Annotated in this window: 13 protein-coding genes; 6 read left to right on the top strand and 7 right to left on the bottom strand. The window is 64.1% G+C overall.

Annotated elements, in window-relative coordinates:
- Nucleotide 1: 1 nt before the first annotated feature.
- Together DFO58_RS07820 and DFO58_RS07825 are read left to right on the top strand one after the other, a co-directional pair.
- Nucleotides 2-1,234 carry an FAD-dependent oxidoreductase gene (locus DFO58_RS07820; protein WP_120990046.1) on the top strand — a complete coding sequence of 411 codons (1,233 nt, stop codon included), beginning with the start codon at nt 2-4 and terminating at the stop codon, nt 1,232-1,234.
- An 87-nt stretch (nt 1,235-1,321) separates the two neighbouring features.
- Nucleotides 1,322-2,719, top strand: coding sequence for an MFS transporter (locus DFO58_RS07825; RefSeq protein WP_286163518.1), 1,398 nt, complete (start codon nt 1,322-1,324; stop codon nt 2,717-2,719).
- A 90-nt stretch (nt 2,720-2,809) separates the two neighbouring features.
- On the opposite strand, the gene DFO58_RS07830 is transcribed toward DFO58_RS07825, so the two are convergent.
- Complete coding sequence (locus tag DFO58_RS07830; RefSeq protein WP_120990050.1) at nt 2,810-3,676, bottom strand: bifunctional methylenetetrahydrofolate dehydrogenase/methenyltetrahydrofolate cyclohydrolase; 867 nt, start codon at nt 3,674-3,676, stop codon at nt 2,810-2,812.
- Between the two features lie 201 nt (nt 3,677-3,877).
- Between DFO58_RS07830 and DFO58_RS07835 the strand changes: the two genes are divergently transcribed.
- On the top strand, nt 3,878-4,930 hold the full coding sequence (locus tag DFO58_RS07835; protein ID WP_286163519.1) for an NAD(P)/FAD-dependent oxidoreductase: 1,053 nt from the start codon (nt 3,878-3,880) through the stop codon (nt 4,928-4,930).
- Nucleotides 4,931-4,939: 9 nt separating this feature from the next.
- Here DFO58_RS07835 and DFO58_RS07840 read toward each other — a convergent pair whose 3' ends face one another.
- The gene (locus DFO58_RS07840) at nt 4,940-6,799 is read right to left on the bottom strand and encodes a hypothetical protein (RefSeq protein ID WP_120990052.1); all 1,860 of its coding nucleotides are present in this window, start codon (nt 6,797-6,799) and stop codon (nt 4,940-4,942) included.
- Between the two features lie 215 nt (nt 6,800-7,014).
- Between DFO58_RS07840 and purU the strand changes: the two genes are divergently transcribed.
- Both purU and DFO58_RS07850 read left to right on the top strand, forming a co-directional pair.
- Nucleotides 7,015-7,857, top strand: a complete 843-nt coding sequence (gene purU, locus DFO58_RS07845) for a formyltetrahydrofolate deformylase (RefSeq protein WP_047118389.1) — start codon at nt 7,015-7,017, stop codon at nt 7,855-7,857.
- Between the two features lie 39 nt (nt 7,858-7,896).
- On the top strand, nt 7,897-8,415 hold the full coding sequence (locus tag DFO58_RS07850; RefSeq protein ID WP_120990054.1) for a gamma carbonic anhydrase family protein: 519 nt from the start codon (nt 7,897-7,899) through the stop codon (nt 8,413-8,415).
- Nucleotides 8,416-8,435: 20 nt separating this feature from the next.
- Here DFO58_RS07850 and DFO58_RS07855 read toward each other — a convergent pair whose 3' ends face one another.
- A complete protein-coding gene (locus DFO58_RS07855; protein WP_120990056.1) occupies nt 8,436-9,299 on the bottom strand; it encodes an AraC family transcriptional regulator in 864 nt (287 codons plus the stop codon).
- 790 nt (nt 9,300-10,089) lie between these two features.
- On the opposite strand from DFO58_RS07855, the gene DFO58_RS18195 reads away from it, so the two are divergent.
- Nucleotides 10,090-11,178, top strand: coding sequence for a hypothetical protein (locus tag DFO58_RS18195; RefSeq protein WP_147407225.1), 1,089 nt, complete (start codon nt 10,090-10,092; stop codon nt 11,176-11,178).
- A gap of 66 nt (nt 11,179-11,244) precedes the next feature.
- Here the strand turns inward: DFO58_RS18195 and DFO58_RS18760 are convergent, their stop codons facing one another.
- From DFO58_RS18760 to DFO58_RS07870, 4 genes are all read right to left on the bottom strand, one after another.
- Nucleotides 11,245-11,370: a hypothetical protein gene (locus DFO58_RS18760; protein WP_286158850.1), complete on the bottom strand. Its 126-nt coding sequence runs from the start codon at nt 11,368-11,370 to the stop codon at nt 11,245-11,247.
- Between the two features lie 186 nt (nt 11,371-11,556).
- Nucleotides 11,557-11,889, bottom strand: coding sequence for a hypothetical protein (locus DFO58_RS07860; RefSeq protein WP_147407226.1), 333 nt, complete (start codon nt 11,887-11,889; stop codon nt 11,557-11,559).
- 163 nt (nt 11,890-12,052) lie between these two features.
- Nucleotides 12,053-13,258, bottom strand: coding sequence for a cystathionine gamma-synthase (locus DFO58_RS07865; protein ID WP_047118385.1), 1,206 nt, complete (start codon nt 13,256-13,258; stop codon nt 12,053-12,055).
- A complete protein-coding gene (locus DFO58_RS07870; protein ID WP_120990058.1) occupies nt 13,255-14,571 on the bottom strand; it encodes an aminotransferase class I/II-fold pyridoxal phosphate-dependent enzyme in 1,317 nt (438 codons plus the stop codon). The genes DFO58_RS07865 and DFO58_RS07870 overlap by 4 nt, the downstream gene beginning before the upstream one ends.
- Between the last annotated feature and the right edge of the window lie 13 nt (nt 14,572-14,584).

Genomic DNA, 14,584 nt, shown 5'->3' on the forward strand with positions numbered 1-14,584 from the left:
CATGGAACCACGCATCGTCATCATCGGGGCCGGGCACGCGGGAGTGCAGCTGGCGGCTTCCCTGCGCGAGGCAGGACACCGGGGCCCGCTCTCCCTGATAACCCAGGAAACTGAACTGCCCTATCAGCGCCCTCCGCTGTCCAAGGACTATGTTGCGGCGGATGCCGCGTCCGGGCCCCTGGCCCTGCGCCCGGAAAGCTTCTACGCCGAGCACGATATCGATTTGATCCCGGGGGCAAGGGTCGAATCCATCGACAGGGCCGCCGGCATCGTCACGCTCAGCACCGGCACCCAGCTGTCCTACGACCGCATGGTGATCGCCACCGGCGCCCGCAACCGCCCACTTGGCTGTGCCGGAAGCGAGCTGCCGGGAATTTACGGCCTGCGCACCTTGGATGATGCACGTACTCTCCAGCGCCGGCTGGCCGAGGCGCGCCGCGTGGTAGTCATCGGCGCGGGGTTCATCGGACTGGAGTTCGCCGCTGCGGCCAGGAAGCGCGGGCTGGAGGTCACAGTGCTGGAATTCGCCGCGCGCCCGCTGGGACGCGCAGCATCCGAGCCGCTGTCCGTCTGGTTTGCCGCGGCGCACCGCGGCAGCGGCATCAACCTGCGCTGCAACGAAGGCGTGGAGCGCATCGAAGCGCAAGATGGTCATCTTCAGGTCCTGTCCACTGCCGGACATGGTTACGAGGCAGACCTGGTGGTCTACGGCATCGGCGTCCTGCCCAATACGGAGCTCGCGGCGGATTCGGGGCTGGCCTGCGACAATGGCATCCTGGTGGATGCTTTCCTGCGCAGCTCGGATGAACGGATTTACGCCCTGGGCGACTGCGCAAACTTCCCTCTGGCTGCGACCTCGGAGCGGGCGCGGCTGGAATCCGTGCAGAACGCCAATGACCAAGCCCGGGCGCTTGCGCTCACCCTGACCGGCCAGCCAACCGAATACCGCGAGCTTCCCTGGTTCTGGAGCGTCCAAGGCGAACACCGGCTGCAGATCGCCGGGTTGTCCGCGCCAACCGATGACGCGGTGCTGCTGGGCGAGCCGAACACCGGCAAATTCTCCATCGCCCTGTTCCGCGACGGCGTCCTGGCCGCCGTGGAATCCGTCAACCGTCCCGCGGACCATATTTCCGCCCGAAAACTCCTCTCCAGCGGGACGCCAATCACCACGTCCATGCTGGAAGCGTCGGCCTCCTTGAAGGAGCTTGCCCGAAGCACCCCGATCCCGGCCTGATCCACGGCTGCCATGAACCGGACACTCCCACGAGGAGCCCGATGGTTCGCACTTGCACTGTTCGTTCACACATTCAGAGGTAACCCCGTGAGTACTGTTCCTCCCCGGCAACACGGCGCCACCGCCAGCCAGCGACGAGTCGCTTTTGCCACCATCATCGGCACCACCATCGAGTGGTACGACTTCTTCATCTACGCCACCTCGGCTGGTCTGGTCTTCGCCCACCTGTTCTTCGAACCCGCCGGTTCGCAGATCGGCCTGCTGCTCTCCTTTGCCAGCGTCGGCATCTCCTTCCTGTTCCGTCCGCTGGGTGCATTCCTGGCCGGTCACTTCGGCGACAAGATCGGCCGCAGGGCCATGCTGGTGCTCACGCTGACACTCATGGGTGCCTCCACCACGCTCATCGGCGTGCTGCCGACCTATGAGACCGCCGGCATCATCGCTCCGGTCCTGTTGCTGCTCTTGCGTATCCTGCAGGGTATTTCGGCGGGCGGCGAATGGGGTGGCGCCGTGCTGATGGCAGTTGAGCATGCGCCCACGAACCGCCGCGGTCGGGCTGGCGCCTACCCGCAGCTGGGTGTTCCGCTGGGCATGCTGCTGGCCTCGGCCATGATGGCACTGATGACCGGCGTGATTTCCCCCGGCGAGCAGTTCGTGGCCTGGGGTTGGCGCGTTCCGTTCCTGCTGAGCTTCGTGCTGGTCATAGTCGGATACTTCATCCGCCGCTCGGTCGACGAGTCGCCGGTGTTCGAGGAAATCGCCCAGAAGAAGGCCCAGACCCGGGTACCGATCGTCGTGCTGTTCAAGAAGCACTGGTTGCTGGTGCTGATCGCCGCGCTGGTCTTCGCCGGAAACAACGCCGCTGGCTACATGACCACCGGCGGGTTCCTGCAGGCCTACATGACCGATCCGGAAGGTCCGGTCGGCTTCAACCGGACCCAGGTGCTGCTAGCCGTGTCCTTCGGCGCAGTCATGTGGTTCGTCTTCACTCTGCTTTCCGGCTTGGTGGCCGACAAGATCGGCCGCAAGCGGACCTACCAGATCGGTTTCGTCAGCCAGCTGCTGTGCATCTTTCCGCTGTTCTGGCTGGTCAACACCGCAAGCCTGCCGCTGCTTTACCTGGCCTTTGCGCTGTTCGCGGTCGGGCTCGGTTTCTCCTACGGTCCGCAGGCGGCGCTGTACTCCGAGCTTTTCCCCGCCTCGGTGCGTTTCTCCGGAGTCTCGATCTCCTACGCCTTCGGTGCGATCCTGGGCGGCGCCTTCGCCCCGATGATCGCCACCGCCCTGGTGCAGGCGACCGGTGGTACGGACGCGGTGGCCTGGTACCTGATCGGGCTAACCGCCATCTCACTGGTTGCGGTTTCGCTGGTCCGCGACCGTAGCGGCATCGACCTGTCCATCAGCAACCAGGCCGAGCAGGAAGTGGGGGCGCTGGTATTCGACAAGCGCACCGCGGCGCAACCCGTAGCCCAGGACGCGCTGTAGGTCCAGGAAAGACCGCCACGCGCGCATACTAGAAAGCCGACAGCCCGCCAGTGATGAACTGGCGGGCTGTAGGTTTTGGTTTTTTCGCGTCTACTTCGCGGCGTTGCGCTCCGCGGCTTCCACCACGTTGTTCAGCAGCATCGCGCGGGTCATCGGGCCCACGCCGCCCGGATTCGGGGAGATCCAGCTGGCAACCTCGTACAGGGCCGGGTCGATATCGCCGGTGACCTTGCCGTCAACGCGGGAAACTCCCACGTCCAGCAGGATGGCGCCCGGCTTGGCGGTCTTGATCATGTGGGCCGAGCCGGCGGCGGCGATGACGACGTCGGCCTGCGCCAGCAGCTCGTCCAGGTTGGTGGTGCCGGTGTGCGCCAGGGTGACGGTGGCGTTCACGTCGCGGCGGGTCAGCAACAGTCCGACCGGGCGGCCAATGGTCACGCCGCGGCCGACAACCAGTACGTGCTTGCCGCTCAGGTCGATGTCGTGGCGGGCCAGCAGCTCGACGCAGCCCAGCGGGGTGCAGGGCAGCGGGGAGGTCATCGGGCGGTTCACGTTGGCGACCAGGCGGCCCAGGTTCATCGGGTGCAGGCCATCGGCGTCCTTAGCCGGGTCCATGGCTTCCAGGATGACGTCCTGGTCGATGTGCTTGGGCAGCGGCAGCTGCACGATGTAGCCGGTGCAGGCAGGGTTCTCGTTCAGCTCGCGCACCTTGGCCAGCAGCTCGTCCTGGGTGGTTTCCTCCGGCAGGTCCACGCGGATGGATTCGATGCCCACCTCGGCGCAGTCCTTGTGCTTGCCGCCCACGTACCAGGCCGAGCCAGGATCGTTGCCGACCAGAATGGTGCCCAGTCCGGTGCTGTGGCCTGCGGCCTTCAGCTTGGCAACGCGCTCGGTCAGTTCCTGCTTGATGGTGGCCGCGGTGGCCTTGCCGTCGAGAATGCGTGCGCTCACGCTCATCCTTCCGTAGGGGCCCTGTTGCCAAGGCAGGTGGTGTGCGAACCCAGGCGCGCGGCTCCCACGATTAGCTCCCCGGTGGTAGTCCACCAAACGCCAGTCACGGGTTCAATTCTATCCAATGCCCAGCCATAGCCCGTGTGACAACCGCCTCACGCGGAATGAAGGTCCTGCGGAACCGGTTACAGGGGTAAGGAGGCAGCAGTGTATTACCAGAACATCGTGATCGGTGCGGGGCAAGCGGGACTGTCCGCCGCATTCCATCTTCAGCGCCGGGGACTGAAGCCCTGGGAGGACTACGTGGTGCTGGATGCCAATCCGGGTCCGGGCGGCGCCTGGCAGCACCGCTGGCGCACGCTGACCCTGGGCAAGACCCACGCGGTGGCTTCGCTGCCCGAGTTCCCCTTCGATAACCAGGACCCGACCCGACCCGCTTCAGAGGTGGTCTCCGAATACTACGGCGCCTACGAGCGGGAGAAGAACCTGCCGGTGCGCCATGACGCCGAGGTCCTCGCGGTCACCCACGAGGACGGCATCTTCACGGTGCAGCTGGCCGAGGGAAGCACGCTGCAAGCGCGCAGCATCATCAACGCGACCGGCACCTGGACCAACCCCAACTGGCCAAGCTATCCGGGCCGCTTCGGCGGCCCGCAGGTGCACACCAATGGCTTCATCGGCCCTGAGCAGTTCGCCGGCCAGCGCGTCCTGGTGGTGGGCGGCGGCGCCAGCGCTACCCAGTTCATCGTGCAGCTGCGCGCTGCCGGCGTGGACACCCTGTGGTCCACCCGATCCGAGCCGGACTGGCGCACGCCGAGCGCCGACTGGGGCATCCAGGTGGAGCGCGAGGTCAACGAGCGTACCCGCGCGGGCCTGCCGCCGAAGTCGGTGGTGGGCGCCACCGGACTGATGCTGAACCCGGTGATGCAGGCGGCCATCGACTCCGGTGCGCTGGTTTCCCGTGGAAAGATCGACTTCCTGGGCCCGCACAGCGTGCACTTCCAGAACGGCAGCACCGAGCCAATCGACGCCATCCTCTGGGCCACCGGATTCCGCCATGCGCACGACCACCTGCGCCCATTGCACCTGCACACGCAAGCCGGCGGCATCCTGATCGCCGAGGATTCGGTCAGCGCGGTTGAGCTTCCGGGTATGTACTTCGTCGGCTACGGTGCCTCGGCCTCCACGCTGGGCGCCACCCGTGCCGGGCGCAAGGCCGCGGTTGCAGCCAGCAAGTTCCTGGCGGCTGTCCCGGCATAGGCTTCCGGGCTATTTCTTGCTCAGCGTGGTGACCAGAGAGGTGTAGCCGGGTTTCGAGGCGCTCACCCACACGGTCAGTGTCTTGCCCGCATCGGCCTTGGTTACCTTGTAGCTGGGTTTGGTGGCCTTGGAAATGATCTTCCCCGAGCGCAACCATTGGTAGGAGACCTTCACGTTTTTCGTGTTGTAGCTGCCGGCAGTGGCCTTCAGGGTCTTGCCGGTGGCCTTCTTCCCGGTGATCACCGGCTTCTTGACGACCTTCAGCTTGATGGACGCGACCTTGCCGGTCGCCGTGCTTGACACGGTTTTGGTGGTGTAGTTGGTTTTGGAGTACTTCACCGAGACCGAGATCCGCTGGTTCTGGTCCGCCGGCGTGAGCGTGTAGCTCTTCGAGGTGGCGCCCTTGATGGCCCTGCCGCTGCGCAGCCACTGGTATGTGGTGGACTGGGCGGCGGGAGCCGGTGCAGCGGCCTTGGCGCTGAGCTTTGAGCCGACCCGTGCAGTTCCGGTGACCTTCGGCTTGGCCACAGTGAACGTGCCCTTGACGACCTTGATCGCGGTGCTGTCCTGCATCTGCACCCAGTCGCCGTCCGCCGCGTCGAGGGTGGCCCGCACCGAGATCTTGCGGTTGGCATAGGACGCCGGAGGAGTATAGGTTTTCGCCGTGGCCCCAGAAATCATCTGGCCGTCGACCAGCCACTGGTAGCTGCGCGAGAAATCGGGGAAATAGGACGCGTCAACGGCGGCGGTGAGCTTCTGCCCGACGATCTTGCCTCCGCTGATCTTCGGCTTGGCAATCGATGCCACCGTGGCGGCGATCGGCGCCCCGTAGGTGATCGTGCCCTGCGTCGCGGGCACCCACACCTCGCCGAACTGCATGACCGAGGTGGTCTGGTAGTCCAGCGCAATCACCGTATTGACGTCCTCGCGCCCCAGCGCATAGGTCTCCCCCACCGCACCGGGAATCGGCGTCCCGTTGCGGGTCCACTGCAGGGACCAGTACGGGTAGTTGGTCGGCGGGACCAGCAGGATATCTCCCACGACAGCCGCGTTGTGGCCCTCCAGCGACGGGTTCTGGCTCAGCTTGATGCGGCCGACCCTCGCGGTGTCGCGCACGCCGACCCGCCAGCTGGCTGCGTAGCTGACCGATGTCAGGTTCGGCATTCCCGGGACCACCGCCTCGTCGTCGGTGAGGGCTGCGCTCAACCCCGTGTACCCGGCCTTGTGCGCGGTGAAGCCGGTGGGGCTGATCTGGTCCAGGACTCGTCCGTAGAAGGAGCGCTCCCGCGGCGTGAGCACCGTGCCCTCCACCGTGACCAGCGGTTCGATCTGCGCGCTGTCACCGACCTTCAGCTCGATTTCTGGCCTGCTGTAGCTGGCGAGATCCAGCACTTGAAGCTTGGTCAGGTTCTTGGCCCAGCGGTAGTCGGTCGGGCTGGTCGCCAGCACTTCCAGTTCCTTCAGGCCGGACAGCTTGCCCAGCCCTGCCAGCTGCACCTTTTGCCCTTCGGGGAAGACCAGGGACAGGGTTTCCAGCGCCGGTAGCTTGGCAAGTTCCGGGATCACCTCCTGCGGAGCCTTGTCGATCCGGACCTGTTGCAGCTGGGGGTTGGCCGCCAGGACTTCGAGTCCGCCCAGCACCTGCCCCTTCTTGGTGTCGACGCCGATCCACTGGATGTCGCCGGTCATCGGCAATTCCTGCAGCGATGCAACGTTTTTGCAGTACAGGCCCACCACGACGCTGCTGGCCTCGTCAGTGTACTCGTTGCAGTCAGCGGTGCTGGTAGCACCCTGCGCCGCGGGCACGAGCCCTGAGATGACCAGGGCGGCGACGCCGAGTACCGACGCGCAACGATGCAGCAGCTTCATGTGTTTCCCCAAGAATGAAAGCGACAAAATTTATAGTCATCATGCCACAGTTCCGGTCGGTACTAACTATCAATGCCAAGGGTGTTTTCAAAGGTGCATCAACCACTTCGAGCAGATACGGAAAACTACTGATGGCCAAGCATTCCCGATGCATAGCTGTGTAACCCGGCCGAGACGAATGTGCGCGCAGGGCATTAGACGGTTAACCTCAATGCATGAACAAGTACACCGTCACCCTGTCCTGCGTAGATCGTCCCGGCATCGTCCATGCCATTTCCGGAGGTCTGCTGGGTGCCGGTTGCAACATCACCGAGTCCCAGCAATACGAGTCCCCCGAGTCCGGAACCTTCTTCATGCGCATCGAGGTGGCAACCGAGCAGTCCCTGGTGCAGGTGCGTGCGGCGCTGGCTCCCATCCGCGACGAGTTCCACATGTCGCTGCGCGTGGACGACACCACCGCACGCACCCGAACGCTGATCATGTGCTCCAAGGCCGGGCATGCGCTGAACGATCTGCTGTTCGCCCAGCGCGCCGGCACCTTGGCCATCGATATCCCGGTCATCGTCTCCAACCACCTGGACCTGAAGTCCATGGCCGAGTTCTACGGCGTGGACTTCGTCCACCTTCCGGTCACCCCCTCCAACAAGTCGCAGGCCGAGGCCGAGCTGCTGAAGCTGGTTGACGACTACGACATCGAGCTCGTGGTGCTCGCCCGCTACATGCAGATCCTCTCCGATTCGCTGTGCCAGCGCATGGAGGGACGGGTCATCAACATCCACCACTCGTTCCTGCCGTCCTTCAAGGGCGCCAAGCCCTACCACCAGGCCTACGCCCGCGGCGTGAAGCTGATCGGCGCCACCGCCCACTATGTCACCTCGGATCTGGACGAGGGCCCGATCATCGACCAGGAAGTCACTCAGGTGAGCCACGCACGCACTCCGGAGCAGCTGGTGGCCCTGGGCCGCAGCGTCGAGGGCCGCACGCTGACCCGCGCCGTGCAGTGGCACGCTGAGCACCGCGTCATGCTGGACGGCCAGCGAACCATCGTCTTCTCGTAATAGTCGCAGGGTCCTATCCGCCCCTATTACAGTGGTGCCATGACTCACATTATTACCATCGACAGCCATACGCCGCAGGTTGGGCAGGATGTTTTCACCGCCCCTACCGCTACCCTGAGCGGCGACGTGGTGATGGGCGATCGTTCCAGCGCGTTCTACGGCGTTTCCGTGCGCGGAGACTCGGCGCCGATCCGCGTGGGCGAAGGCAGCAACCTGCAGGACAACGTGGTGCTGCACGCCGACACCGGATACCCCTGCACCGTGGGCGCAGGGGTGTCCGTCGGGCACAGCGCAGTGGTCCACGGGGCCACCGTGGGTGACGGCTGCCTAGTGGGCATGAGCGCCACCATCATGAACGGCTCGGTCATCGGCGAGCAGTCGCTGGTGGCCGCCGGAGCCCTGGTGCTTGAAGGCACTCAGGTTCCGCCGCGTTCGCTGGTGGCCGGTGTCCCGGCCAAGGTGCGCCGCGAACTGACCGAGGAAGAGGTCGCCGGACTGAAGAAGAACGCCGACACCTATCTGGGCCTGGCCGCCAAGCATCTGGTCGCCAATTCCTGATCCGCGGCGGGCCGGCTGCCCTATCCGCGTTCCACGGGCAGCCACAGCTCGCAGGTGGCGGTGCTGAAGTCCTCGGACCGCTCAAGCACCGCCACGATGGACGGCCCCTCGCGCAGCAGCCACGGGTTCGACGGGAACCACTGCGTAGCGGTGGAAGCCCAGACGTTCTGCAAGGCCGCAGGGTAGGGTCCCGACGTGCGGAACACCGCCCAGGTCCCGGCGGGAACCATGATGGCATCCAGGTCCTCTGGCACGTTCCCATCCAGCATCGCGACACCGTGCAGGTACGTGAGCTCGGTGCCCTCCCGGTAGTCTGCATCCACATCCGCGCTGACCTGGAGCAGGCCTGCCGGCCCGGTGTTGCCCAACTCCTTGAGCCGGGCATGCTCGCTGACTGGCAACGAGGCGATATGGGCCTGGATCTGCGGGTTGGCCCCTTCGTGGATCAATTGCACACGGGCAGCGTGGCCCACCAGCTTGAATTCCGGGCGTTCAACAATTCGGGCATCCATGGGGACACTCCCTTCGACGGTCAGGCTGAACCTGAGTATTGGTTGGCTTCGAAGGGGGCCGCCATCACGGCGGACATCGCCCGGGCCCGCACCGTGCACCGCACGGAACGCCCGGCCGAAGGCCTCTGCCGAGCCGTAGCCATAGCGCACGGCAAGGCCCAGCAGATCCTGGCCTTCCAGCAAGTCTGCAGCCGCCACCGTCATGCGCCGACGGCGCACATACTCGGACAGCGGCATTCCTGCCAGCGAAGAGAACATGCGGCGCACGTGGTACACGGTGGTACCCGAGCCCGCCAGCAACTGGCCGAAATCAATCTCGGCATCAAGGTGCTGTTCGATCTGCTCCATGAGCCGATTCAGAATTCCGCTCATGTTCCCACCCTTCACCATCCACTATCCCGAGGGGAAGCATAGTCGCGCCCGACTTTTGCGGTTCGTTCAGATCAGGTCGTCCGATGGCACCAGCTTGCGACAGCAGTCAGTACGGGGCGTATCACTGCATGTTGTGTTGCGTGCCGGTTCCGGCTTTCCCGCGCCGGGGCGGTTCCGCGAGGCATCATGAACTGCAAAATCTGGCACGTGTTGCCATGCCTGCCGCCGCTCGAGCGCTGACCACCGGCGGCCTCACCGTCGCGGCGCTTCCGACACAGGCCGGTTTCTCCAGCCTGCACTCCAGGGAATACAAGACTTCTGATGCCGGTAACACCAAACGCCTTACCATGAATTCATCATGGACTGACGCCAGCCAATGCTTTATCTACTACGCTACTGAAGGCTACGATAATCGGATCGGACCTAAGATGTTGAAATTCTCCGTCACCGTCCGATGCATCGTTTCCCCCTCCATATGGCTACGACCGCAGAGATAGTCGATGACACAGAATTGAGAAACCACACGCGTGGGTACTTTCACAGGCGCTTTCGGGCTGGAAATCTCTGTAACCCTGGCGCTATCTGGCCTGCCGGTAGGGGCCCATTTGACCACCATTCCCGACGGTTATCGATTGATAAACTGGGCCGTCCCATTCGCAGGAGGCATGCGATGCATACCGCCGGTAACACGACCCCCTTCAGCATAGGAGCGGAAGCCAATCACTCCGACGTCATGACGTACCCAACCCAATGGGACCCAACATCAAGCGCGTTCTCATAGACTGCTTGGATGGTGAAGACGTATGAAAAGACGCAAATGGTGGCAGCGCTCTTCGTGACTGCCCTGTCTGCTTTCGGAGCATGGCACTTTTCTGAGCCAGCCCTCACTTCCGTCCCAAAGCTGAATATGCCCGGTGCGATTTTCGTCGGCGTGAAGCATGGATCAGCATCGGCGCCCGTCCGCGTGGATATTGACTTGCGCTTCTACCCTTCTCCGAACCTGACTAAATTCGACATGGTCCTGAAAGGAGATAGCGCCGCTGCTGTGCCGCCAGACCAAGCCGGGGAGCTGATGGTTGGGTTTTGTGGAGCGATGAAGGACGTTCATCTGCGCAAGACGAGCAACGGCGAAGAGCTCAGATTTGCGCCTCCGATACCGCCGACGGATTCGAATCCGAGGGTAAGTGGGATCGGACTCGAATTTTCAATTGATGACGACTGCGTTATGACCCGTATCTGGCCAACGGATTTCCGGGATACGACCATCGGAGAAGCTGGTATGGGCTGGGCTGTGTCTCTCCAAGGCAATACGTCTGCGCCCACTGAAGCCTTTGCGGGATCCCATCATCGCTATGCCTTCCCTCGTATCGCTACCATGACATTGCCCGCTGTCACTGACCTTCTGGACATTCAGTCGGTAGCTACTGAATCTGTGGTCAGCATCCAACCCAGAGATCTCCCAGCCGAGTACGTACCGACCATCTCAAGCCCACAGGTAGTAGACCCGACTGCTCCCACATGGAGGCTTCCCATTCGAAGTGCTGACACCAGCGCGGGATTTCGGTTAGCCGGCATCGACCAGCAAGAGGAGACAAACGTCCAGCGCAAGCTCTTCCTCGCCTCCGCAGCGGCCGGTATCACCGGGGGTGGTTTGATCTGGCTAGTTGGAACCATAGGCCCTGTGTTCAATAAAGTTGTCCAGAACCGACGGAATCGCAGAGCACCTGCAGCAGACGTGGCAGGAGAACTGACGCCGGATCTAGGCAGTAGGACCGATGTCCCGGATTCTTCTGCCTACCCCCGCTTATTCACAGCATCCGCGCTTCTATTCCTTGCTGGATCTACAGTAGCTTGGGCGATCAGGAAACTCAGGCGTTAGCTCCAAGGTGTTGCCACCGCGCAAAGAATGAGAGGTCACTCATGTTCGATGGCACTGGTCGGTGAGCTACGGATTGGCCACGGCGACGGCGTTCTCGGACTTCACGAGGCCGCCAGCGACCGACATGGTGACGAAAATCGGAGCGGCAGGAAGATCAATTACATTAATGATCTCCAGAGTTATGTGCTTCATACACCCACGCTAGGACTACCGAGGGTCCGTTGCGCTCATCCGAACCACTAACGGCGGATGGCTATGGTGCCCGTAAACCGGTCGCCCTACATGGCTAGCTGGCCGTTCTCAGCGTCCCAGACCTACCCCGGCCTCCGTTGAGGATTGCGGTACCCACGCGAGTGGCTTTCAACGTCATTGGATTCTTCAAGAGACATGAGACCTATTTTCCATGGCGGCATGCTGCAGGACACCTGTGTTCTTGACCAGCAACACAATAGCCAGCAAATCCAGAACGACAACCATCAGCACGGAACCGTGCGCTGCCAACCACATCAATTCCGAGTTCGGAAGCATCTGGCCCGGATCAATACTGGATTCCGATTCCATGCGGCCAATGGCGGCGCTGTCGGCAATCAGCCACAAGGCAAAGAAGGCCAGCACGGTGATGTTCAAACCGACCATGTCCACCGCACCCGCGATGCCAAGTGTTTTCATTGGATTTTGCGACCTGTTCGGCTCCCGGAATGCAGTTGTCATTTTGGTTCCCCAATCACAGTTACCGGAGATCATCGCATTTGGAACCCAGTATTCCGTGCATGGCGCGCACCACAGGAGAGAATTAACTGAGCCGTGCCAACGATTTGCCGTCGACGCGAGCTTTCCGGTGCGGAAGACCACCGGACAATCTTCTGACGGCAGATCAAGCGGTAGCAAAGCTCTGGTGCTGAATACTGCCGGCCCTGGACGCCTTTGCTGCTGCAGCGAACCCGCGTTCCAGGTCGCCCAACAGGTCGTCGGCTTCCTCGATGCCCACCGACAGCCGCACCAGATTCGCAGGGATTTCCAGCGGGGTGCCGATCAACGACGCATGGGTCATTTCCCGCGGATAGCAGACCAGGGATTCCACCCCGCCCAGCGACACCGAGAGCTGGAAGAGCTCCATAGACTCGGCGAAGGCGCGGGCGGCTGCCTCGTCAGCCAACTGCAGCGAGAGGATCCCGCCGAAGTCCCGCTGCTGCCGGGTGGCGAGCTCGTGTCCTGGATGCCCGGGCAGCCCCGGGTAGTAGACACGAGTGACATCCGGCCGGTCCTCCAGCCATCCGGCCAGCGTTGAGGCGGTGGTGCAGTGGCGTTCCATGCGCAGGCCCAGGGTCTTCAGCCCGCGCGAGGCCAGGTAGTTGTCCTGCGGCCCGGACACCGCGCCGCCGGCGAACTGTTGGTAGCCCACGGCCTCGGCCAGCGACTGCCCGCGGTGCAGGTGCTCCCCCACGATCACCGCGCCGCCAAGCACGTCCGAGTGCCCGCCGATGTACTTGGTGGTCGAGTGCACCACCGCGTGCGCGCCGAATTCCAGCGGACGCTGCAGGTACGGGGTGGCGAAGGTGTTGTCCACGACTAGCAGCGCGCCGGCTTCTGCGGCCACGGAGGCCCAGCCTGCCAGATCAGCGATGCCCAGCAGCGGGTTGGAGGGGGTTTCCACCCACAGCAGCGCGGTGTTCGGGCGCAGCGCTGCGCGCACCGCATCGAGGTTGGTGATGTCCACGGCGCTGGCGGTGATGCCCCACTTGTGGTGCAGGCGGGTGATCAGCCGGTTGGTGCCGCCGTAGCCGTCGGCGCCCAGCACGATGTGGTCGCCCGGGGCGAGCAGCGCCCGCAGCAGCGCGTCTTCCGCCGCGATCCCGGAGGCGAAGGAGAAGCCTGCGGCTCCGCCTTCCAGCGCGGTGAGCTGGGTTTCGAACCCGTTGCGGGTCGGGTTCGAGCCGCGGGAGTACTCGTGGCCGGCACGCAGCACGTTGATGCCGTCCTGGATGAAGGTGCTGGTCTGGTAGATCGGAGGGATCACCGCACCGGTGTGCGGATCCTTTTCCTGGCCGGCGTGCACCGCCAGCGTATTGAAGCCGCTCATGCGAAGCTCTCCTCTCGGGTCGCGGCCTGGGCCGCGTTCAGCGCGCGGTCCAGGTCGCGGATCAAGTCTGCGGGGTCTTCCAGCCCTACCGAGATCCGCAGCACCGCGCGGTTCAGGCCCGCGTCGGCCAGCTGCGTTTCGGAGAGACGACAGTGGGTCATGGTGGCCGGGTGGGCGATCATGGTGCGGGTGTCGCCAATGTTGGCGGCCAGCACAATCACCTCCAGGCTGTCGATGAACGCGGAAACCAGGGTCTCGTCATGCAGCTCCACCGCCAGCACGCTGCCGGTGCCGCGCGGGAAGAAGCGCTTGGCCCGTTCAAAGTGCGGGTGCCCGGGACGGCTGGGGTGGTGCACCTGCGCCACCGCGGGGTGGGCCTGCAGGAAGTTTGCCAGCAGCAGCAGGTTCTGCTGCGCCGCGGCGGTGCGCACTGACAGCGTTTCGATGCCGGTCAGGATGCCATGGGCGCTGGCCGCCGGCAGGGTCGGGCCCAAGTCGTGCAGGAACTTGGAACGCACCAGCATTGAATAGGCTCCGGCCCCGTAGCGTTCGAGCAGCGAGGTGCCGGCGTAGCGGGCCCGCGGCGCAGCGATCTGCGCCCAGCGGGCCGGGTCCGAGAAATCGAAAGTCCCGGAATCCACGACTACGCCGCCAAGCGCCTGGCCGTGGCCTGCCAGGGCTTTGGTGGCCGAGTGCACTACGATGTCCGCGCCGTGCAGCAGTGGCCTGAAGTTGGCCGGAGTGGCCAAGGTGTTGTCAACGACCACCGGGATGTTGTGGCGGTGGGCGATCTCGCTGAGCGCCGGCAGGTCCGGCAGCGTGGACAGTGGGTTGGTGACCGATTCAAGGAAGAACGCGCGGGTGTCTTCTTCAATGGCGGCCTCCCAGGCCGCCGGGTCGTCCGGGTCCACGAAGCTGATGCGGATGCCGAAGTCGTTGAATGAATCGGTGAGCAGGTCAACCGTGCCTCCGTAGAGCTGGCTGGAGGCGATGATGTGCTTCGGGCCCTGGGTCAGCGCCAGCAGCGCCAGCGCCACGGCGGCCTGGCCGGTGGCGGTGGCCACCGCAAAGGCTCCGGCCTCCAGGGCCGCGGCGCGCTGCTCGAATACCGATACCGTGGGGTTCCCGGTGCGCGAGTAGGTGAAGCCCGTCTGGCGCAGCGCGAACTTCTCCACCGCATCCGCGTGCGAGGGAAATTCGTAGGCCGCGGAAGAATACAGCGGCACGGTCAGCGGTCGGTAGTCCCCGCTCGGGGTGTATCCGGCGTGGATCGCCGCGGTTGACTGCTGTGCGAGGTCTCGTGGCTGGGCCATGGCAGTACTCCTT

Origin of the sequence: Arthrobacter sp. AG1021 (assembly GCF_003633665.1) — a bacterium.
GTDB lineage: Bacteria > Actinomycetota > Actinomycetes > Actinomycetales > Micrococcaceae > Glutamicibacter > Glutamicibacter soli.